At 59.6% G+C, this 21,125-nt stretch carries 18 protein-coding genes; 8 read left to right on the top strand and 10 right to left on the bottom strand.

The window, feature by feature from the left end:
- From JNM42_RS11150 to JNM42_RS11140, 3 genes are all read left to right on the top strand, one after another.
- Nucleotides 1-951, top strand: a 951-nt coding sequence (locus JNM42_RS11150) for a 3-deoxy-7-phosphoheptulonate synthase (protein WP_294269537.1), incomplete at its 5' end; no start/stop codon positions are given.
- Nucleotides 952-1,073: 122 nt separating this feature from the next.
- A complete protein-coding gene (locus tag JNM42_RS11145) occupies nucleotides 1,074-2,603 on the top strand; it encodes a glycosyltransferase family 39 protein (protein WP_294269534.1) in 1,530 nt (509 codons plus the stop codon).
- The gene (locus JNM42_RS11140) at nucleotides 2,600-3,475 is read left to right on the top strand and encodes a decaprenyl-phosphate phosphoribosyltransferase (protein ID WP_294269532.1); all 876 of its coding nucleotides are present in this window, start codon (nucleotides 2,600-2,602) and stop codon (nucleotides 3,473-3,475) included. Before JNM42_RS11145 ends, JNM42_RS11140 begins: the two co-directional genes overlap by 4 nt.
- A 14-nt stretch (nucleotides 3,476-3,489) precedes the next feature.
- Here JNM42_RS11140 and JNM42_RS11135 read toward each other — a convergent pair whose 3' ends face one another.
- From JNM42_RS11135 to vapB, 6 genes are all read right to left on the bottom strand, one after another.
- Nucleotides 3,490-4,047, bottom strand: a complete 558-nt coding sequence (locus JNM42_RS11135) for a hypothetical protein (protein WP_294269530.1) — start codon at nucleotides 4,045-4,047, stop codon at nucleotides 3,490-3,492.
- Between the two features lie 43 nt (nucleotides 4,048-4,090).
- Nucleotides 4,091-5,029 (bottom strand): alpha-E domain-containing protein, encoded by a 939-nt coding sequence (locus JNM42_RS11130; RefSeq protein WP_294269526.1) that lies wholly within the window; start codon nucleotides 5,027-5,029, stop codon nucleotides 4,091-4,093.
- Between the two features lie 26 nt (nucleotides 5,030-5,055).
- Nucleotides 5,056-6,495 (bottom strand): circularly permuted type 2 ATP-grasp protein, encoded by a 1,440-nt coding sequence (locus tag JNM42_RS11125; RefSeq protein ID WP_294269523.1) that lies wholly within the window; start codon nucleotides 6,493-6,495, stop codon nucleotides 5,056-5,058.
- Nucleotides 6,496-6,717: 222 nt separating this feature from the next.
- On the bottom strand, nucleotides 6,718-7,650 hold the full coding sequence (locus JNM42_RS11120) for a DUF3616 domain-containing protein (RefSeq protein WP_294269520.1): 933 nt from the start codon (nucleotides 7,648-7,650) through the stop codon (nucleotides 6,718-6,720).
- 28 nt (nucleotides 7,651-7,678) lie between these two features.
- On the bottom strand, nucleotides 7,679-8,077 hold the full coding sequence (locus JNM42_RS11115; protein WP_294269517.1) for a type II toxin-antitoxin system VapC family toxin: 399 nt from the start codon (nucleotides 8,075-8,077) through the stop codon (nucleotides 7,679-7,681).
- Nucleotides 8,065-8,316: a type II toxin-antitoxin system VapB family antitoxin gene (gene vapB, locus JNM42_RS11110; protein WP_294269514.1), complete on the bottom strand. Its 252-nt coding sequence runs from the start codon at nucleotides 8,314-8,316 to the stop codon at nucleotides 8,065-8,067. Before vapB ends, JNM42_RS11115 begins: the two co-directional genes overlap by 13 nt.
- A gap of 348 nt (nucleotides 8,317-8,664) precedes the next feature.
- Between vapB and JNM42_RS11105 the strand changes: the two genes are divergently transcribed.
- The 4 genes from JNM42_RS11105 to JNM42_RS11090 all read left to right on the top strand — a co-directional run bounded on the left by JNM42_RS11105 (nucleotide 8,665) and on the right by JNM42_RS11090 (nucleotide 11,866).
- Nucleotides 8,665-9,147 (top strand): TerB family tellurite resistance protein, encoded by a 483-nt coding sequence (locus JNM42_RS11105; RefSeq protein ID WP_294269511.1) that lies wholly within the window; start codon nucleotides 8,665-8,667, stop codon nucleotides 9,145-9,147.
- Between the two features lie 51 nt (nucleotides 9,148-9,198).
- A complete protein-coding gene (locus JNM42_RS11100) occupies nucleotides 9,199-9,672 on the top strand; it encodes a DUF2721 domain-containing protein (RefSeq protein WP_294269508.1) in 474 nt (157 codons plus the stop codon).
- A 334-nt stretch (nucleotides 9,673-10,006) separates the two neighbouring features.
- Entirely contained in the window at nucleotides 10,007-10,438 is a 432-nt protein-coding gene (locus tag JNM42_RS11095; protein ID WP_294269505.1) for a hypothetical protein, read from the top strand.
- A 54-nt stretch (nucleotides 10,439-10,492) separates the two neighbouring features.
- A complete protein-coding gene (locus JNM42_RS11090) occupies nucleotides 10,493-11,866 on the top strand; it encodes a DUF455 family protein (RefSeq protein WP_294269501.1) in 1,374 nt (457 codons plus the stop codon).
- On the opposite strand, the gene JNM42_RS11085 is transcribed toward JNM42_RS11090, so the two are convergent.
- From JNM42_RS11085 to JNM42_RS11070, 4 genes are all read right to left on the bottom strand, one after another.
- Entirely contained in the window at nucleotides 11,863-12,741 is an 879-nt protein-coding gene (locus JNM42_RS11085; RefSeq protein WP_294269499.1) for a TauD/TfdA family dioxygenase, read from the bottom strand. The two genes, JNM42_RS11090 and JNM42_RS11085, sit on opposite strands and share 4 nt — an antisense overlap.
- Before the next feature lie 108 nt (nucleotides 12,742-12,849).
- Entirely contained in the window at nucleotides 12,850-13,803 is a 954-nt protein-coding gene (locus JNM42_RS11080) for a transglutaminase family protein (protein ID WP_294269496.1), read from the bottom strand.
- A 7-nt stretch (nucleotides 13,804-13,810) separates the two neighbouring features.
- Nucleotides 13,811-16,465, bottom strand: coding sequence for a circularly permuted type 2 ATP-grasp protein (locus JNM42_RS11075; RefSeq protein ID WP_294269494.1), 2,655 nt, complete (start codon nucleotides 16,463-16,465; stop codon nucleotides 13,811-13,813).
- 171 nt (nucleotides 16,466-16,636) lie between these two features.
- Nucleotides 16,637-19,951: a transglutaminase family protein gene (locus tag JNM42_RS11070; RefSeq protein ID WP_294269492.1), complete on the bottom strand. Its 3,315-nt coding sequence runs from the start codon at nucleotides 19,949-19,951 to the stop codon at nucleotides 16,637-16,639.
- A gap of 472 nt (nucleotides 19,952-20,423) precedes the next feature.
- Here JNM42_RS11070 and JNM42_RS11065 point away from each other — a divergent pair.
- Nucleotides 20,424-21,125: transglutaminase family protein (locus JNM42_RS11065; RefSeq protein WP_294269489.1), on the top strand; the 702-nt coding region annotated here is incomplete at its 3' end.

Here is a 21,125-nt window from a genome sequence, read left to right as displayed (position 1 = left end):
CGCCAGGCGATTCATCGCATTCTGCATGGTGCGGACGATCGCCTGCTGGTAGTGATTGGCCCGTGCTCGATTCACGATGTCGATGTCGCCATCGATTACGCCGGACGCTTGCAGAACGAAGCGCCGCGTTTCGCGAAGGATCTGCTGATCGTGATGCGTGTGTACTTCGAAAAGCCGCGGACTACGGTGGGCTGGAAGGGGCTGATCAATGACCCGCGCCTGGATAACAGTTTTCGTATCAACGAGGGGGTGCGTCTGGCGCGTCGCCTGCTGCTCTCCATCAACGAGATGGGGCTGCCGTGCGCTACCGAGTTCCTCGATACGATCATTCCGCAATACACCGCCGATCTGATCGCGTGGGGTGCGATCGGTGCGCGCACCACCGAGTCGCAGGTACACCGCGAACTGGCCTCGGGTCTTTCGTGTCCGGTCGGGTTCAAGAACGGGACGGACGGCAACGTGCGCATTGCCATCGATGCCATTCGCGCCGCGCAGTCGCCACACCACTTTCTTTCGGTAACGAAAGCCGGGCATTCGGCGATCGTGTCGACTTCAGGCAACGAAGACTGTCATGTCATTCTGCGCGGCGGCAAGGAACCCAACTACGATGCAGCGCATGTCGATGCGGCTGCCAGGGAGATCGCCTCAGCCGCCCTGGCCGCACGGCTGATGATTGACTGCTCGCACGCCAACTCGGTCAAGGATTTCAAGCGGCAACTTGCTGTGGCCAGCGACGTCGCAGCGCAAATCGCGGCCGGCGAGGATCGCATCGTCGGTGTCATGGTCGAGTCGCATCTCGTCGAAGGGCGCCAGAATCTGGTGCCGGACAAACCGCTCGAATATGGCAAGAGCATCACCGATGCCTGCATCGGATGGGAAGACTCGGTTTCCGTCCTGGAAACACTGGCGCACAGCGTGCGCGCGCGCCGCCTGGTCAAAGCCAGCCAGTAATCTTCCATGTGCAAAACGCTTTCAAAACTGTGTGTTCAGAGGCGCAGAGTTCGAATGGAAATGCAGGACGTAAACACCAATCGGCTTTTCTCCGCGTTCTCTGCGCCTCTGCGGGTTCTGCATTGAAAGCGCTTTCCTCTTCCCCGATGCGCCTGTACGGGCTCGGCTTGCTGGCGCTGTTCGCCTTCCGCCTGTGGTTTGCTGCCGTTTTACCGATGACCGGCGACGAGGCCTATTTCGTATTCTGGGGCGAACATCCGGCTGGCGGTTATTACGATCATCCGCCGATGGTCGGCTGGTGGCTGAGCGCACTACTGGCTATTTCGCGTGCCGAATGGTTCTTGCGTCTGCCGGCACTCGTGTTGCCGCTGATCCTGGCCTGGGGAGCCTGGTGGCTGGTGCGCGCACACGGTGCAGAACGGGCAAGGCTGGCCGCGCTGCTCGTTCTGCTGCAGCCGGCCAATGTGTTGAACGTGCTGATTACCACCGATACGCCGGTCATCCTGTTTTCATTTCTTTCTATCATTGCTTATGTGGCCGCCTTGCGCAGCGAGCAGCATTCTCGTCCTGCGCTGTTCTGGAATGCGCTGGCCGGCGCACTGCTTGGCCTGGCTTTCCTCGGCAAGTATTTCGCTGCGCTGCTCGGCATGGCCTATCTGGTGCATGTTCTTTTCATCCGGCGCGATGCCGCTCGCTGGCCGGGTTTCGCGCTGTTGCTTGTTGCCGCACTGCCGGCGCCGCTCTACAACCTGTGGTGGAACAGCAGCCACTGCTGGGTGAATATCCTGTTCAATTTCATGAATCGCAATGCGGAAGCCGGCTTCTCGTGGCAGAACCCCCTGCTCTATGTGGCATCGCTCGTCTTTCTGGCAACGCCCTGGGTACTCTTTGAACTTTGGCGAGAGCGGCAGAAGTTTCTTGAAACTGTCCCGGCAAGCGGTGAAGCCAGCGCCGCCTTCTGGCTCATGCTGGTTCCGCTGACATTGTTTGCGTTGATGTCGCTATGGCGCTCTATCGGGCTGCACTGGCTGTTTTCCTTCATTCCGCTGCTTGGCGTGCTGGCGGCCATCGTCCTCTCGCAGACCGTTCTGGCCAGACTGGTGCGATGGTCGGCGGTGTTTGGCGCAGTGCAAGTGCTGGCGATAGCCATCGTTGTATCCTTGCCTACGCAGGCATGGAAGGACACGCCTTTCAGCAGGAGCGTGGCCCTGCGTTTGCATGCCAATGAACTTATCCGGCAACTTGCACCGTATGCGCCGGACCACCTGTTTGCCATGGAAAGCTTCTCGGCAGCAGCTTTCATGGCCTACCAGTCTGGCCGCCCGTTTGCCGTTTTCGGCAGTGGCTCCTATTTTGCCCGGCAGGATGATTTTGAGACCGACTGGCGTGCGCAGAGCGGACGCCATGTGCTTATTCTCAGAACCTTTCCACCCAAGGCGCAGGATTATCTGCCTTATTTCAGGCAGGTCGAGTTTCGGGACATCGTGATTGACGGGTCACGCTTTTATCTGATCATCGGCCAGGGATTCAATTACGCCGAGTATCATGAAAAAGTGCTGACCCGCATTCGCCAGCGCTTTTACCGCATCCCGGCATGGCTGCCACAACGTGGCTGTGAGTTTTCCGAACGCTATTTTCCTGAAATGAAATGAACGGACTGACACCCTACCTCAAACTTCTGCGCCCTCATCAGTGGGTGAAAAGTGGTTTCGTATTTGTCGGACTGCTGTTCGGTCACGCCTGGCATGATACGTTGCTGATGCAACGTGTACTGTTTGCCGCAACCGCCTTTGCACTTGCCGCTTCAGCAATCTATGTAATCAACGATCTGGCTGACCGCGAGCATGACCGCATGCATCCCGAGAAACGACACCGGCCGCTGGCGGCCGGGACGGTGAGTGTGACGAAAGCGCTGCTGCTGGCTGGCGCATGCCTGTTGTCGGCGCTGATGCTGGCGCACGCCGCATCGAATACGGTACTGCTGATCGTGCTGGCTTATGCCGTGATCAATGTGGCTTATTCGATGGGCCTCAAGCACGTCGTGCTGCTCGATGTCTTCATCATTTCGGCGGGCTTCATGCTGCGCATTCTGGTGGGTACGCTCGGTGTCGGTATCGCGCCGTCACACTGGCTGCTGCTTTGCAGCCTGCTGCTTACGCTTTTCCTCGGCTTTGCCAAGCGGCGTGCCGAACTCAATGTGATGACCGGTCGCGGTGGCAGCCACCGCAAGGTGCTGGACGATTACGATCCGGTGTTGCTCGAAAATCTGATCAGCATTTGCGCGGCTGGCGCCATCGTCACTTACAGCCTGTACACGGTGAGTGCCGAAACCGTGGTCATGCATGGCACGGCCGACCTGATCTATACCGTCCCTTTTGTCATTTACGGAATATTCCGCTATCTGTTCCAGTTGCATCGACGCGGTGGTGGCGGCGACCCGGCCGCCACACTGCTACAGGATGTTCACCTGCTTGGCGCCTTTGCTTGCTGGCTTGTATCCGTCATGGTACTGCTCAGCCGATGAGCGGCAATATTGGCTCAGCCGGGCTCGGCGACCCACGCATCGCGCGGCAGGTCAGGAACGCCGGGGGTAACGAGCGAGCGGGTCATGGCTTGCGGGTTCATCAGGCCGACGCCGCCTTGCGGCAACCGGTAGGTCAGCACCGGATGCTCAAAAATGCTGGTCAGATTCATCAGGCGCTCGGCGAGTGCGGCCTTGCGCTCTCCCTCGACACGGGTATGCAGGACATGACCACCCTGAAAGTAGAAATCAATCCGCGCCTTGAAGCTTTCTCCTGAAAGCCCTCCAGTGAAGGGAGCCATGACCTCTTCTGCGGTTAGTGCAGTGATCAGCAGATTCTGTCCACCCGGCAGGTAGCCATCGAGCTTGCTGTCCGTTTCCAGCTCGATGCAAGCGATCGAGCTTGCGGCAAAGATTTCGGTCTGCGCTGCCGAGCCAATGATCAAGGGTTTGCCCGAGAACATATGGGTGCTGCGTTTCAGGCTGTCGAGCAGATGACTGATGCTGTCGGCGTTATCCAGTGTAAAACAGCGTGTGCGGTTGGCCGTGGTGATAACGGAAACCTTGACTGACATGGCGTCGCCCCCCGATGAAAGACAGGTCTTGATATTACCTCATTCAGACCGCCGGCACGAGGAAGTCGCGGCCAATGCCGTCGCCGAGATCGTAGATGCGATCCATGAAGTCGGTAAGGTACTCATGCAATCCGTGCGCCAGTACGTCGTCGATGCGGGCGTAGTGCAACTGGGCGTGCAACATGCCGGCACGGCGCGCGGTTTCCGCCGAACTGCTGTTGGCGATCCGCTTGAGCACGCGCACGATGCCGTCGACGCAGGCGTGCAGCGAGCGTGGCATATCCATGCGCAACATCAGCAACTCGGCGACGCGCGCGGGGGTGATCACATCCCGATAGACCTTGCGGTAAACCTCGAAGGCCGACAGCGAGCGTAACAGCGCACCCCACTGATAGAAGTCGGTCGTGCCTTCATCGCCATTGATACGCAACACGTGGTATTTCACGTCAAGAATGCGCGCCGTGTTGTCGCCGCGCTCAAGCAATCCGCCGAGGCGAATGAAGTGCAGCGCCTCGTCCTGCAACATGGTGCCGAAGGTGACACCGCGCGTCACGGCAGAACGCAACTTGACCCAGTCAAAAAACTCGCCGACGCTGGCCGAGAGAATCTGCTCGAAGCTCTGGTCGCGCATCTCGATCCAGGTGGCGTTGCAACTCTCCCAGGTCTCGGCGGTCAGCGTTCCACGCACGGCGTGGGCGTTTTCGCGCGCCGAACGCAGGCAACTGTAGATCGACGTCGGATTGCCGGCATCGGAAACCATGAAGCGCAGCACGTTCTCGGCGTTAACCTCATCATAGGATTCGTTGAAAGCCGTCTCCAGACTGTTCAGCGCAAGAATGGCACCCCAGTTCTGATTCTCGGCGGCGACGGATTGCGGGACCAGTGACATCTGGTGCGTGACGTCCAGCAGACGGGCGAGATTCTCGGCGCGCTCGGTAAAGCGCGCCATCCAGTACAGGTGATCGGCGGTGCGGCTCAGCATTTCAGTTCTCCCAGCTTCAGTTTCCCTCAGTTTTCTAAAACCCAGGTATCTTTGGTGCCACCGCCCTGCGACGAGTTGACCACCAGCGAACCTTCGAGCAGCGCAACGCGCGTCAGGCCGCCGGGCACCATGTCGATGTTCTTGCCGGAGAGCACGAAGGGACGCAGATCGAGGTGGCGCGGGGCGATGCCACCGAGCTTTTCACCATCGACAAAGGTCGGGCAGTGCGATAGCGCCAGCGTCGGTTGCGCAATGTATTTCGCCGGATCGGCAATGATGCGCGCCCGGAAGTCCTCAATCTCCTGCTTCGTCGACGCCGGGCCGACCAGCATCCCGTAGCCACCGGCACCGTGCACTTCCTTGACCACCAGTTCAGGCAGATGCTCAAGCACGTACTTCAGGTCGTCCGGCTTGCGCAGCATATAAGTCATCACGTTGTTCAGCAGCGACTCCTCGCCGAGATAGAAGCGGACCATCTCCGGCACGTAGGGATAGATCGACTTGTCGTCGGCGACGCCGGTTCCGATGGCGTTGGCCAGCGTGACCCGCCCGGCGCGGTAAGCCGAGAGCAGTCCGGGAACACCGAGCATCGAGTCCTTGCGGAAGGCGAGCGGGTCGAGAAAATCATCGTCAAGCCGCCGATAGATCACATCGACACGTTGCGGACCTTGCGTGGTGCGCATGTAAACCGTCTCATGCTTGACAAACAGGTCACGCCCTTCGACCAGTTCGATACCCATCTGCTGCGCCAGGAAGGTATGCTCGAAATAGGCGCTGTTATAGGCGCCTGGTGTCAGCAACACGACGGTCGGATCGGCAACGCCCTGCGGCGCGACGGTGCGCAGGTTTTCCAGCAGCATGTCCGGATAATGCTGAACCGGCGCCACCTTGTGCCGCGAAAAGAGTTCGGGGAAGAGCCGCATCATCATCTTGCGGTCCTCGATCATGTAGGACACGCCGGAGGGCACGCGCAGGTTGTCTTCCAGCACGTAGAATTCGCCCTCGCCGGCACGCACCAGATCGACGCCGGCAATGTGCGCATAAATTCCGGACGGCACATCGACCCCCATCATCTCCGGGCGGAACTGCGCGTTGTTCAGCACCTGTTCGCGCGGGATGAGACCGGCGCGAAGAATGTCCTGCCCGTGGTAGATGTCGTGCAGGAAGGCATTGAGCGCCTTGACGCGCTGGCGCAGGCCGGAATGCAGCGCCAGCCAGTCGGCCGCCGGGATGATGCGCGGGATGATGTCAAAGGGAATCAGCCGTTCCTTGCCCTGATCCTTGGATGACTCGTCGCCATAAACCGCAAAGGTGATACCGACGCGGTGAAAGGCGATATCCGCTTCGGCACGTTTGCGTTCGATCCGCTCGGAGGGAGTGGCAGCCAGCCAATCAGCATAGGCGCAGTAATGCGGCCGCAGGGCGCCCGCCGAATCGTACATTTCGTTAAAGAAAGTTGTGCTCATGATTTTCGCCGCTACTGTGGGTTTGGGAGGGTATCAGCAGAAAGCGTGCCAATCGGGAAACCCCGAAAAGGCTGGGTTTTCCGGCCATTGACAACGCGCCATGCACCACATCAGTGCAGAAGCGCACCAAACGAGACTGAATTCAGGGAACACGTAGAAGGAGGAAAATAATCGCCAGCGCCCGATGCGGGATCAAGGCCTCATCCGTCCTGGCTCGCCAGCTCAAGGTGCAATCTGGAGCTGTTCAGGGTCAAGTAGCAGGAAGCGGGCAAAACGGCCTTCTTCCCTACTGCCATCGTCGCTAACCATGATGATGCGCTGCCGGCCGTCAATCAAGGCCGGGCTGATGCCTTCGGCGCGAGCGAACCCCGGCAGGCCGGGAAAGCTGACCGCCCGTGCCGGAGCACCGGGTTGCCCGCTCCAGAACCAGAGCTGGAATTGAACCGCCTCGCGCGCAACCGGACCCGCGATGACCAGGTAGCCGTCGAGACACGCGAAGTAGGCCAGGCCGCGAATCCCGTTGCCGCCAAGATCGAGCGTCAGCAGCGTCTCGGAAATTCGCGGCGGCTGTTCGGCGTCGAACATTTCAGCGAGGTTCTCGACGCAAGCAATGATTGCACGATGCTCGAACAGCGGACTGCGCAAGCCGATCAGCAGACGCTGCTGGTCCGGGCTAATTTCCAGCGCCTCGATATTCAGCCCGCCACCGGCCTTGACCTCCAGTATTTCGGCAGCGGCGGCCAGAACCGGGTGCATCGCCAGCAGTGCCGGCTTCAGCCCGGTGACCACCTTGGCGGCGAGCACGCGCTCGCCTTCGATGCGGAAGCGAACCAGCTTGTCCCGGGATTTCTTCTGCTCACCGTCACCCGCGCGCGAATGCGAGGTAATGGCGTAGATATTTCCCGAGCGGTCAGCAGCCATCCCCTCAAGATCGTCGAGCTTCCAGAATGAATCGCCGCCCTCAAGCAAGCCCGGCGTCAGCCCCATGCTGCTGACGCTCCCGTCGGGTTGGATCGAAACAAGGCTGAACGGGCGCTGCTTTTCATCTTCGACGACCAGGAAGCGCCCGTCGGCAAGTTGCTGGATGGCCGACGGCTCATAAAGGCCGGTCAGAGGCTGGTAGATGGACAGGGTGTTCGGGGGCATAGTGGTCATTTTCTCCTTTGGCAAACAATCCGAAGAATCATAAGGACCTATTTTCACTAACCACAGCAGGGTATTTGGCAAAGTCCCTGATGTTATTGGTAACGGGCGTTACGTTGAGCGACACGGCATGCGCGGCAATCAGTTTATCGAGATGGTCTTTCTTGCGCTCGCGAGTCGCCCGTCGGATCGGGCCGTAGGAAACGCCTGCCGCCTGATCGAACGGGGCAACCGGGATGTTTTCGATCAGCCGGGGCAAATTGATCCGCTCGCGTTCAGGATTGGCTGACACGGCGACGCCAAATTCAAGTTCGGCATACGTGATCGCCCAGATCAGCACATCGCCGACGTAGCAATGCGCAAAGCGAAGGACTACAGCCCCCGGCGGCCTCTTCATCAGGTAGATGCACATGCTGGTGTCGAGCATTAAACGCGGCATGGTGACAGTACATCAGCGTCGGCCTGCGCCTGACCACCACGCCCATCCCCCATGAAATCGGAGGAGAACTGGGCAAACCTGGTCAAGACGCCGGACAAGGGGCGGCGAACCGGTCGAATACGCAGTTCGTTACCCACGCGCTCGATTTCCAGATCGATGTCGGTGCGTTCGAAAGCCAGATCGACAGGGATACGGACGGCCTGTGAATTGCCATTTTTAAAAGCTCTGGTGGTGTGCACTGCTTGCTCCAATAAAGGATATACATTGAATGCACTTTAGCCGAGCGGCGTAATAAAACGCAAATACACGGATGTAAATTCATTCAATGCGAATGGTTGCAGGCTCCAGTTTCATGACCTTAAGCCAATGATATCGGCAGCCCTTTCGCCATCTTTCAGCAGTGCGCGACACAAGGGTGAAGTCGAGCGAAGGAAGTGCAGTGCCCGGTGACCAGAATGGCTAACCGATTCTGGGCCACGATCTGAACTTCATGCCCGGATACAGGAAAGTAATGAAGCTATACAATTCGGACATCGATGCGATGACTATCGCGTTCATCGCAATTCCACCGGCGCCAAGGGACATCCATGATTGCCAGTATTAAAGAATTCTTCACGCAGCTCATCGACCCTGGAACAAGACAAACCGAGGCTGACAGGGGAAAAGCGCTCCAGATCGCGACGGCCGCCTTGCTGCTGGAAATGATGCGCATGGACGAGCGCATTGCCGTTGAAGAGCGTAACTCGATCGTCGCGACATTGCGTCGGCAGTTCAGCCTTGATTCCGGGCAATTGGCCACATTGCTCGATCTCGCGGAACAGGAGGCTCGTCAAGCCACGGGTTACTACCAATTTACCTCACTGATCAACAAGAACTGCACGGCCGATCAGAAAATCCGCATCATTGAAAACATGTGGCAGGTGGCAATGGCCGACGGGCATCTTGATGCGCACGAACTGCATTTGATGCGCAAGATCGCCGACCTGCTGTATGTCGGTCATGCGGACTATGTCGCCGCCAAACAAAGAGCGCGTCTAACAACCGCTCTCCCGGCAGCCATAGGGCAATAAGGGAAAACCATCCTCTGTCTTCTGCCCTCCGACCACGCACAAGGCACTCTCATGATCGAACTTCAGCACCAGATTACTTCAGTAGCACAAGTCATTCAGCTTGCCGTGGCACCGGTGTTCCTGCTCGCCGGCGTGGGCTCGACGCTTGCGGTGCTTACCAACCGCCTGGCTCGAATCATCGACCGCTTCCATGCCCTGGAGACGGTTTCCTTGGAGGGGGCATCGCCCGCCGAACGAGCAAAGGATCTGGCAACCAGGATCTCGCTGTCGAGGCGGGCGAAACTCATTCACTGGGCAATCACACTGTGCACGATCTGCAACCTGCTGGTTTGCCTGGTCGTCGCTTCACTTTTCATCGGGTCGGAACTGCGGATCGATCTATCGAGCACGATCGCCTCGTTCTTCATCGCCGCCATGTTCTGCCTGATCGCCGGGCTGGCCTGCTTCCTGAGAGAAATTGCGCTTGGCACAAGCGTCATCGAGGGACTTTACTCATCGACCGCAGAAACAAAAGCGAAGCTCTAGTCATCTCGCCAAGATGAGGTGTGACTTGCCTACGGCCAGAGGGTGCGTGTTGCTGGTCGACGCGGCGAACTCGTCGTTTCCACCGACTTGCCGATCGAGTCACTTGGGCAAGCTGAACTAATCTGCAAATAACCTGCCCAATATTGAGGGTATTGCTCCTTTTGTTGCTTGACATTGGATGCCACGTCGTAAATAACCTCAAACCGGGTTGCTTGACCGGAAATCACTGAGGGCACATACGCGCAAGTTTAAATGTTGCGGGCTATGCAAAGGGTCTGCTTCCCGAGCTCGACGGAGAGCTATATTGCGGTTTTCTATCTTTGGAGGATGAATCATGACTGACAAACTTGCTAATACGGCAGCGCTATCTGTAGAAAAGCTGCGCGCGGTGATCGACAAGGCGCTGGACGATGCCGATTATGCCGAAAGACTTTTCACCGACCCGGCGGCGATCGCTCGGGAGAACGGTCTGTCGGCCGATGAGGAACTGGTTGTGAAGCAGATGAACCGCGAGCAATTCACCAAGGCTCGGATCGACGCCGCGAGCATTACCGGCGAGCTCTCCGAAGCCGATCTCTCGACAGTGACGGGTGGCATCATCGCCATTGCACCGCAAAAAGTGAGCACGAACATGATCCTTGGTCGCAGCATCTCGTACGCCACAGGCAACTCGTTCAGTACGCTGACGGCAGCCGGTTGCGAGTGCTGCGCCTGGAAGGGCTCTATCAGCGCCGGAGGCATGGTCAGCAATCCGAACCCGGGCTAATTGCGGTTTGTATGCCCTGCATCGGCCTTGCGAACCTGGTTTAAGGGGCGGTCATTGAGTAGCAGTTCGTGGTCGGTTCGCCAGGCGTCGATTGCGCTCATCGAAATCACCTACCTTGAGCGCGCTGTAGCCCATGTGCTGGCTGGCTGGCTGCCGAAATTCCCGGAGATGGCGGTCAAGTTGGCGTTGGGACGGCAACAGTACGAGATGCTTGATCGTGCCACGCAGTTGCGCTCCCGCCTTTCGGGATTATTGCGGGCGGAAGCGCTCGAACTGCCGATCAAGGGTGGATGGCGTGAGCTGGTCAAACATCTCGACGCCAGTCCCGATCCAGGTGCTTTGTTTGCCGGCCTTTACGGGTTTCTCTGGCCTCGGTTGCTCGAACTCGTTCGGCGCTATCTTGCTTCGGCCGATCCCGTCGGCGACCAACCCTCGCTTCGACTTGTAACCGGCCTCGCTGACGAAGTCGAAGCGCAGTTGAGCTATGGTCAAACAGCGTTGCACGCCATGCCGCCGAGCACGAAATTCACTGCATTTCTGGAACGGCTTGCGGCCTTGTGGTCGGCCCGCGACTCGGGAGCGGATCTGGCGCCTGCCGACTGGCTGTGGAGCCCACTCGATCGAGTTCCCCTGGCGGCACGTCCGGCGGGCCTTGAGCATTGCAAGCGCGGATCGCTCGGCCTGCTCGCGGTCGACAGCATCAGGGAAGCGCGGGACGTCGGTATCTTCCTGCATTCGGACCTCGACGAAGAGTTCACGACACTTGAGTTGATGGCTCGCAACAGCTACGAGCACCCTGACATGCCGTGGCAGTTTCACGTCGATATGGCGCGGCAGGTGTCGGATGAGGCCAGGCATGCCCAGTTGATGCTTCAACTCCTCGAAGCGCGCGGCTTTCACTACGGCGATTTCCCGATCAGCACGGGCACCTACGATGGCCTGTATCAATTCGAACCTTGCCCGCCCGGAAGTCGCAAGGAACTGCTGTGGCGAATGCTTATCCGCCAGACTTTCATGGAAGGACTCGCGCTCGACAGCCTCGCCCGCGACATCAAGCGTCGCACCGAAGCCGGTCACCACGACATTGCCCGGGCACTCGATTACATCCTGAGGGATGAGGTCTTTCATGCCGGATCCGGCCTGCGCTGGTCGGCGTATCTGCTCGACGGCGACCGCCGCGCAGTACTGCAGGAGCGCTACGAATCGCTCACTTTTTATACCACCGCGGCGGAAGCCTGGCGAGCGAGCTTCGTCGAGACCCACGTCGAAGAGGCGATGGCCGAACTGATTATGATCGAAGAGGGCAAACGCCGTCGCGGCGGCAAGCTCCCTGAACGACCACTGAATCGGCTCGGCCGGCAGCAGGCCGGATTCAATGATGATGACATCCTGCAGGTGCTGTCCTGGGGATACGCGACCGAACCCTAGCGCCCGATCGACGCCAGTCCGCGCTGATGTCCTGGCCGCTCCAGCGCATCCGCAGCGATCCGGGGCGGCGCACCAGCCTCGACTTGCGTGCGCAGCAGAATCCTCCGCTCATTCGCAGCAAAGGACTCGCGTCGATGCAGAAGGCAGCGGTTGTCCCAGACCACCAGGTCTCCTACACGCCACCGGTGGCGCCAGACGAACTCGGGCTGGGTGGCATGCAGCCAAAGGAACTCAAGCAGGATATCGGACTCGTGCCGCGGCAATTCATTGATGCAGGTGTTGAACCGGGAACCGAGAAAGAGCGCGTTGCAGCCGGTTTCCAGATGGGTGCAAACGAGCGGATGACTGGCTCCGGTCCCCGACTCAGCGCTGTTCAGACTCACCTCATGCTTCAGCGTCAGTCCGGCCAGCTTGCGCTTCAGCGGCCTGGGGAGCGTGTCGTAGGCGACATACATGTTGCTGAATGAGGTATCACCGCCGCTGGGGGGGATTTCAATTGCATGAAGCAGACTTGCTGCCGGCGGCTTGAAAAAGCTGACCATGTCCGAATGCCAGACGATCTCGCCATGGCCCTGGATACCAATCGGCAGGCCATCAACGCTGACGTTCGAAACGACGTGAAGCTGGCGACTGCTGTCGGTCGCTGCGGCCGACTTGAGCGACCCGAATCGCCTTCCAAACTCAAGGAAATGGGTGTCGCTCAGCGCCTGGTCACGAAACAGCAGGACAAGATTGTCCAGCCACGCCTGCCGGATCTCGTCAAAAATCGTATCGTCGATGCTCTGAAGCCTGCCGCATCGCACCTCGGCGCCCAGCGCCGTAGCTGCCGGAATGATTTCAATTGGCCCAATCGATTCATGGCTGAACTGCGTCATCAGGTTCCCCCACGTCAATGGCAAACCCATACCTGAACATCGACCGCCGTTGTCAGTTGCAGGCACCGCCAAGGATCATTAAACCCGGCGCCTGACGGCCATTTTCCGCTATTGACCAGGGTTCGCCACAGCTTCATTTTCAAACGGCGTTACGGTCACCGCGACATCGAGTTCATGCTCATCGCCGCCAAGGATCACACCGCGCAGCGGCGACACATCGCCGAAATCGCGTCCCCAGGCCAGCGTGATGTGCTGCGTGTCGGGCAACAGGTTGTTGGTCGGGTCAAAATCGACCCAGAGGCCACCAACTTCACTTGGGCAATAGACCGAAATCCAGGCGTGCGAGGCATCGGCGCCAACCAGGCGTGCCTGCCCTGGCGGCGGTTTCGTCAGCAGGTAGCCGCTGACGTAACGTGCAGACAAGCCTAGCGAGCGTAGGCAGGACAGCATCAGGTGTGCGAAATCCTGACAAACTCCGCGTTTTTCTTCCAGTATCTTGAGCACCGGCGTGGCCACTGTCGTCGCCTCGGGATCGAATTCGAATTCGTCATAAATGCGGTTCATCAGCGCCTGAACGGCTTCGAGCAGCGGGCGCGACGGCGTAAAGCAGGGACTGGCATAAGCGGAAAATTCGTGCTTTACGCGAACGTAAGGTGATTCAAACAGAAAGCAGTTGACGTCCAGCAGTACCGGCGTGGCGCCATAAGCCAGACCGTCACGTACCTTTTCCCAGGGAGGAGAATTGGCCAGCGAATTCTCCAGTGAGCCGGCCAGCCCCCCGACTGGCCAGTGCGCTCGTACTTCGATGGTGCTCTCGGCATGCACGATCAGGCGGCTGTGAGGCGCTTCGATGGCGAACTGCCTGACCGGATTGCCAAAAGGGTCGCAGCGCAAGCGCGTGAAGCTTGGCTCAGGGTCGATACGGATCTGGTGCGCGAAGCTGCTTTGCCAGGGACAATCGCGCGGCGTCAGATGCAGATGCTGGCGCGACAGCGAGACCGGGCTTTCGTAGCTGTAGCTCGTTTCGTGCACCACGTGGTAGCGGACGGCGGTGGTATTCATAGGTAGGTCAAGCCGCCAGCGTCTGCCGACCGACATCGCCGACATGGGTGAAATAGCGCATCGCCAGACGATCCGAAAGCGTCGCGGCGGCAAACGAAACATCGCCGAGCAGATCGGCCAGATCGAGACACGGGTTGCAGTTGCGGCAGTGGCTGAAATCAAGCCCCTCGAAGCGGCCCAGCGCGAAGGACTGCAGGCGTACAAAGGCCATGCGCAGCGAGTCATCGTTCGAATCGCCAAGCTCACTGGCCAGACCATCGAGGTACTGCATCAGGTCCTGCAACTGGAAGCACACTCCGTGCGGATTGGTCTCGTTGAAAACGACCAGATCGAGCGTCGGCAGGAGCTCGGGCTGGGTCATGTAACGCGAGCGGTAGGTAATGATGCTGTCGGTCAGTTCGAGCAAACACTCGATGCTACCGGCGGCTCGGGTCGATGGGAGACGCAGGAACTGGCTGATGGCATTGGACAGGAAAATAAGGCGTTCGATGCGACGCCCGATGATCAGGAAACGCCAGCCATCGTCGCGTGTCATGTTGTCCATGGCAAAACCCGCCAGCGAGGATGAAGTGAGCAGCACCTGATCGAGGAAGGCCAGTGCGTCGCTGATGTCGGGCTGTACCTCGCTATAACGCTGCAACTGATGCTGCATGCGGTTGAGCGCGTGCCAGTTGTCGACCGAGAAGCGCTCGCGTACTTGCGCACCAACCCACAGCAGGCGACGGATATTGCCGGCCAGGGCGTCATCAACTTCCTTGTCGCAGATGGCGGCGAGCATTTGTGTTTCAAGTTCCAGGCGATCGACGGTGCTGTCGATTGCAGGATCGCTCGCTCCTTCGACGGTGCTGGTGTGCTCCGTTTTGCTGTCGACAGCGAGATCAACAAGGGTGCCAGCCTCAACGACATCGTCTTCATCAACATCGTCTTCGTCAGCCACGGGCAACAGCTTGAGCGAACGGCAGAGGTCGAACGTCGACACCAGCGCCGGCATCGCGTCGGCACTGGTGTCGAGCAGCCGCGAGAGTCCGACGCGCAGCAGGCGCGCCTCATCGTCGCAACGTTCAGTATAACGGCCGAACCAATAGAGATTTTCAACCACGCGCGAAGACAGATTGCTGCCGCTACGTACCAGATCATTAATGCCGATTGAGTTTTTAAGCAGGCTGAAGGTGCTCACGGCTTCCTCGGTGAGCACCCAGGTATCCTTGCTCGAGCCGCCGCGCTGCATCGCGATGAGGCGCGCGTTGGCGGCAGACGAAACACGCGTCAGACCACCCGGCATCACCACGTAGCCCTCGGGGGTGGCGGCAACATAAACCCGCAAGCCAACACCGCGCGGCAGCAGGCGACGATCATGCATCGTGCTCCACACCGGTGCCTGCGAAAAATTGACCAGTTCCTGAGCCACATAGGCCAGCGGCCGGGAACGCAATCGGTTGATCATGTCCTCGCGCTGCGCCGCGTTCAACTGGTTGCCGAACACCGGGTCCATGCGTTGCGAGGGGAAAGACCCCTTGATAACCAGCTTGTCGATATTTTCGATGGTGAATTCAAGTGCAGTCGGCTCTCCGCACCACCAGGTGCCGACCGAGGGCATCGCCAGGGTCTCGCCGAGCAATTTCTGGCAGGCACCGGGCAGGAAACCCGGTAGCGCGGCCGATTCGAGCAGACCGCTGCCGAGCGCGTTGGCGACCAGCACCTTGCCGGCACGCACGGCCTGCAACAGACCGGGAACACCCAGCGCCGAATCGCCACGGAATTCGAGCGGATCGCAGTAATCATCGTCGAGCCGGCGCAGAATCGTGTGCACGCGAGACAGCCCACTCAGCGTCTTGAGATAGACACACTCGCCGCGTACCGTCAGATCCTGCCCTTCGACCAGCGGAAAGCCAAGATAGCGCGCCAGATAGGCATGCTCGAAGTAGGTTTCGTTATACGGGCCCGGCGTCAGCAGCACGATCAGCGGTGTATCTCTGGCTCCTTCTCGCCCACCTTTGCCGTTATGTGGGGCCCAGTGCGCCAGGCTGTTACGTAAGTTACTGAAAAATGTTGCCAGATGCTGCACGCCAAGATCGCGGAACTGTTCTGGGAAAACACGCGAAACGATGATCCGGTTTTCCAGCGCGTAACCCGCACCGGAAGGCGACTGGGTGCGGTCGCCAATGACCCACCAGCGACCGTCAGGCGAGCGTGCAAGGTCGGCGGCGTACAGATGCAGCCAGATATCGCCAGGTGGTTTGACACCCTGGCACGGCCAGAGAAAATTGTTGTGACCGTAGACCAGCGCCGAGGGCAGGGTACCGTCCCTGAGCAGCGTCTGCTCGCCGTAGAGATCGCCGAGTACGGCGTTGAGCAGGCGCGCGCGTTGCGTGATCGCGCTTGAAATCTCCTGCCACTCGCCGGCTGAGAGGATCAGCGGCAGCGGATCGAGTTCCCAGGGCCTGTCGGTACCCTTGGGGTCGGCGTAAACATTGTAGGTGACGCCATTTTCCTGGATGCGTCGGCGCACGTAATCGAGCCGGTGGCGCATCTGTTCGGGCGTTGCTGCAACGAGATGATCAAAAAACGCTTGCCATGATTGACGCACAGCGCCGCCCTCAGCGAGCATCTCGTCAAAGCGGTCGGTTTTTTTCGGGTAAATCGAAAGTAGCGTGCGCGGCATGAAAATAATGGGTTGCTGGTTACTCGTAGCCAGTCATGATGAAAGACAAAGATAAAACCTCAGTGCTAGGACACCAGGAAACCCATTCAAATGACTTGGTGCACCTTTGTATCCTTGGTGACCTGGTGGTAAAGCATTAGAAGTTGACTGACTACTTCCCCAAACTCAGGTTCAGAATTGCCGCAAGTCTAGCGTAAACGGGAAGTTCGTGTTGCGTGGTGCGAACGGTATCTCGATCTTCCCCGGTGTGTGGCCAAAAGCAACAAAGCGCGCCAGACGCCGGCCTTCGGCCTCGTTGGCATTGACCGGATAGCGCTCGGGATTGCGCCCGCCGGGATGCTCGACGTGGTACTGGCAACCACCCAGCGAGCGCTTCATCCAGGTATCGACGAGGTCGAAGACGAGCGGCGCATGGATGCCGATCGTCGGATGCAGCGAGGATTCCGGTAGCCACGCCCGGTAGCGCACGCCGGCGACAAACTCGCCGACCTTACCGGTCGGCTGCAGCGGTACGGCCTGGCCGTTGCATGTCAGCACGTAACGATCGCCGGCCATGCCGGTCACCCTGGCCTGGACACGCTCGCACGAGGCATCGACAAAACGCACGGTGCCGCCCACCGAGCCCTCCTCACCCATGACGTGCCAGGGTTCCAGGGCATGGCGCAGTTCAAATTGGATACCCTCGGCAACAAAGCTGCCGTGCAGCGGGAAGCGGAACTCGAAATGCGGCGCAAACCACTCGCTCTCAAGCGCATAGCCGGCACTGCGCAAGTCGTCGATCACATCGTCGAAATCCTGTTTGACGAAATGTGGCAGCATGAAGCGATCATGCAGTTCGGTTCCCCAGCGCAGCAAACGCTCGGGGGCGTAGGGTTGCTTCCAGAAGCGGGCGATCAACGCCCGTAACAGCAATTGCTGGGCGAGCGACATGCGCGCATGCGGCGGCATCTCGAAGGCACGCATCTCAAGCAGACCGAGGCGACCGGTCGGGCCGTCGGGTGAATAGAGTTTGTCGATGCAGAATTCGGCGCGATGGGTGTTGCCGGTAGCGTCGATCAGCAGGTTGCGTAGCAGGCGGTCGATCAGCCACGGAGCGACTTCTTCGCCCGGTTTCGGAAACTGGCTGAAAGCGATTTCCAGTTCATAGACCGAATCGTTACGCGCCTCATCGACGCGCGGTGCCTGGCTGGTCGGGCCGATGAACAGGCCGGAGAAAAGGTAGGACAGCGAAGGATGGTTGTGCCAGTAGCTGATCAGGCTGCGCAGCAGATCGGGGCGGCGCAGGAAAGGCGAATCGAGCGTAGTAAGCGCGCCGAAAACAAAGTGGTTGCCGCCGCCGGTGCCGGTATGGCGGCCGTCGAGCATGAACTTTTCGCTGGTCAGGCGTGAAAGGTGCGCCATTTCATAAAGATGCGTCGTACGTTCGACCATCTCATCCCAGTTGGCACAAGGCTGGATGTTGACTTCGATGACGCCGGGGTCGGGGGTGACACGGAAGTTGGTCAGCCGCGGGTCGGAAGGCGGCTCGTAACCTTCGAGGAGAACCGGCGTTTTCAGCGCTTCGGCGCTCGCCTCAACGGCGGCTACGAGTTCGAGATAGTCATCAAGGGCATCGGTCGGCGGCATGAAAACGTAGAGCACACCCTTGCGTGCCTGTACCGAAATGGCCGTGCGCGTGACATCGGCCGCCGACTCCTTGCTCTGCGGCGGGCGATCACTGGCCAGGGCGGCGGATACCGCAGCAGTCGGTGTTCCGCCAGCACCGGTATCGCGCTTTTCATGCAGTTCGTCGTGCGAGGGCAGCGGCTCGAAGGTTTGGGTCGGATCGGGGGCATGCGTGTAGGGGTAATCGCTCTTGGCCACCCAGGGCTGTGAATCGAGCGGCAGGCGGTAGCCGACCGGCGAATCGCCGGGCACCAGAAAACAGCGTTCGCCGCGCAGGAACCACGGGCTGGTTTGCCAGAGATCGGCTTTCTTCGGATGGCGCATGAGCGGCAAAACGTAGCCGATGACTTTATCCAGACCCTGTCCGAAAATCGTTGCCAGACGAGAACGTTCGAGTGGATCGTCAAGCCGCGCATCGTGCGGGTCGACGTTGATCGGCAAGCGGTGCTCGCGCCACAGGTAATAAAAGGCATCCTCGTAGGCCGGAAATACGTATTTCTCCGCAAGCCCCAGACGCTCGGCCAGACTGCGCAGGAAGCGCCCGGCCAGCGCCTCGTCGGCGCCATAGTTCTTCTTTTCGTCGGCGCACAGCGCCGGATTCTTCCACACCGGTTGCCCGTCGCGCCGCCAGTAGCAGTTTAGCGACCAGCGCGGCAGTTGCTCACCGGGATACCACTTGCCCTGACCGAAGTGCACCAGGCCCTGCGGCGCATACTTTTCGCGCAGGCGATGGAAGAGATCGGCGGCGCGGATACGCTTGGTCGGCCCCATCGCTTCGGTGCTCCATTCGGCACCGTCCGGGTCGTCAATCGCCACGAAGGTCGGCTCGCCGCCCATGGTCAGCCGTACATCAGCGCTGACCAGATCGTCGTCGATATGATGGCCGAGCGTTTCAATCAGCGCCCATTGCTCATCGCTATAGGGTTTGGTGACGCGCGGCGCCTCCCAGACGCGTTCAACGCTCATGCTGTGCTCGAACTCGCACTCGCATTCTTCGGTGAAACCGGTGATCGGCGACGCCGAAGACGGTTGCGGCGAACAGGCGACCGGAATATGCCCCTCGCCGGCAAAGAGGCCGGACGTCGGATCGAGGCCGATCCATCCGGCACCGGGCAGATAGACCTCGCACCAGGCGTGCAGATCGGTGAAGTCGACATCGGTACCGGACGGCCCGTCGAGCGACTTCACATCCGGAACCAGCTGGATCAGATACCCCGAGACAAAACGGGCGGCCAGACCGAGATGACGCAGCACTTCTACCAGCAGCCAGGCCGAATCGCGGCACGAGCCGCTGGCCAGCGTCAGCGTCTCCTCCGGGCTTTGCACACCAGGTTCCAGGCGGATGACATAGCCGACGACGCTTTGCACGCGCCGGTTGATATCGACCAGGAAATCAACGCTGGGCGTTGGTGTGAGCGGGATGGTGTCGAGAAACTTGCGCAGCCGGGGTGTTGCTGGTTGCGCTTGCAGAAAAGGGAGCAACTCTTCCCGCAACCCGGCCTCGTATTTGAACGGAAATTTCTCGGCGTAAGACTCGGGGAAGAAGTCAAAAGGATTGATCACCGACATCCCGGCCACCAGATCGACCTCGACCCGGAACTCGCGCGTTTTTTCGGGAAAGACCAGCCGCGCCAGATAGTTGCCCTGCGGATCCTGCTGCCAGTTGATGAAGTGCTCACCGGGGGTGACTTTCAGCGAATAGGCGAGAATCGGCGTGCGCGAGTGCGGCGCCGGTCGCAGGCGGATCACCTGTGGCGAAAGTGCGACCAGGCGGTCATAGCGATAATGGGTAACGTGATTGAGGGCAACATGAATCGACACGGCAGGCTCCGGGGCAAAGGGTACGAAATACCATTAGCAAGAGCCGCGCCAAGGTGCAGCCCTCCGATTCACGTAATACCCGCTTTCGGCGCACCACAGCGGTGCGTGCGCCGGCCATTATGCACCAATGGAACACAAAGGTAGGTGTGTTGCGCGGTCAGGCCGATTGCCGAGGGCAAAATGCTGCAAAATTCTGGCTACAGTCAGCCGTCTTCGGAACAAACTCTTATACTTCAGGCTGCACCCAGGCCTGACGGGCATACATCTGGCGCCACACTTTGAAATTTGCCGGCCTGCCCGTTCCCCTCCCTTGCAGGGCGTATTCCGGCATGGTAGCCGGAATTGCTCGATTGGCACGGAGCATGCTCCGCTAATTACCAATCTCGCCACCCGGCCCCTGTCCCTGGGGCGAGGGAAGGTTTGTTAGTCGCTGGTGCGACTTTCACGCGAAACGAAAGAATGGTGGTAAAGCATGCGACGCCTCAATATCGCTCACGTAACCGATTACCAGTTCTCGACTCCGGTATCACTGTTGCCGCACCGTCTGCGGCTGCGCCCCCTGGAGAGCCATAGCCTGAGGATCGAATCCTCAACGCTCGACATCTCTCCGGCCCACAGCATCCGCTGGTTTCAGGATGTACTCGGCAATTCTGTCGCCACGGTAAGCTTTGGCGATATTTCAAACTCCCTGCATGTGCTCAGTGAGGTGGTCATCGCTGTTTATGACGACGCCCCGCTCGATTTCCTGATGGAGGATTACGCGGTCGACTGCCCATTCGTGTATGCCATCGACGAACTGCCCGATCTAGCGCCCTTCCTGCAGAGCGTTTATCCCGATGATCAGGCGCTGCTGCTCGACTGGCTCGCTGGTCTGGGTCTGCTGAAGTGGCCGATCGAGACGTTCTCGCTGCTCTCGCGCCTGAACTGCGAAATCGCCAACACGTTCACCTACCAGATCCGCGAGGAAGAAGGCGTCCAGTCCCCGGCGCAGACACTGCGACTGAACAGCGGCTCATGCCGCGATTTTGCCGCCTTGTTCATGGAGGCCTGCCGCTCGATCGGTCTCGCCAGCCGCTTTGTCAGCGGCTATCTGCATATGCCCGATAACGAGGCGGGGAATGCCTCCACCCATGCCTGGGCCGAAGTCTATCTGCCCGGCCCGGGATGGAAGGGA

Source organism: Propionivibrio sp. (assembly GCF_016790145.1).
In the GTDB taxonomy this organism is placed as follows: domain Bacteria; phylum Pseudomonadota; class Gammaproteobacteria; order Burkholderiales; family Rhodocyclaceae; genus Propionivibrio.
The sequence above is the reverse complement of the archived record's forward strand: the minus strand, read 5'-3'. Positions and strand labels throughout refer to the sequence as shown.

Bases quoted from the DNA above. Each gene is read 5' to 3' on its own strand.
- JNM42_RS11140 (WP_294269532.1), top strand. From the start codon at position 2,600: ATGAACGGACTGACACCCTACCTCAAACTTCTGCGCCCTCATCAGTGG.
- JNM42_RS11135 (WP_294269530.1), bottom strand. From the start codon at position 4,047: ATGTCAGTCAAGGTTTCCGTTATCACCACGGCCAACCGCACACGCTGT.
- JNM42_RS11130 (WP_294269526.1), bottom strand. From the start codon at position 5,029: ATGCTGAGCCGCACCGCCGATCACCTGTACTGGATGGCGCGCTTTACC.
- JNM42_RS11125 (WP_294269523.1), bottom strand. From the start codon at position 6,495: ATGAGCACAACTTTCTTTAACGAAATGTACGATTCGGCGGGCGCCCTG.
- JNM42_RS11120 (WP_294269520.1), bottom strand. From the start codon at position 7,650: ATGACCACTATGCCCCCGAACACCCTGTCCATCTACCAGCCTCTGACC.
- JNM42_RS11115 (WP_294269517.1), bottom strand. From the start codon at position 8,077: ATGCCGCGTTTAATGCTCGACACCAGCATGTGCATCTACCTGATGAAG.
- JNM42_RS11105 (WP_294269511.1), top strand. From the start codon at position 8,665: ATGATTGCCAGTATTAAAGAATTCTTCACGCAGCTCATCGACCCTGGA.
- JNM42_RS11100 (WP_294269508.1), top strand. From the start codon at position 9,199: ATGATCGAACTTCAGCACCAGATTACTTCAGTAGCACAAGTCATTCAG.
- JNM42_RS11095 (WP_294269505.1), top strand. From the start codon at position 10,007: ATGACTGACAAACTTGCTAATACGGCAGCGCTATCTGTAGAAAAGCTG.
- JNM42_RS11085 (WP_294269499.1), bottom strand. From the start codon at position 12,741: ATGACGCAGTTCAGCCATGAATCGATTGGGCCAATTGAAATCATTCCG.
- JNM42_RS11080 (WP_294269496.1), bottom strand. From the start codon at position 13,803: ATGAATACCACCGCCGTCCGCTACCACGTGGTGCACGAAACGAGCTAC.
- JNM42_RS11075 (WP_294269494.1), bottom strand. From the start codon at position 16,465: ATGCCGCGCACGCTACTTTCGATTTACCCGAAAAAAACCGACCGCTTT.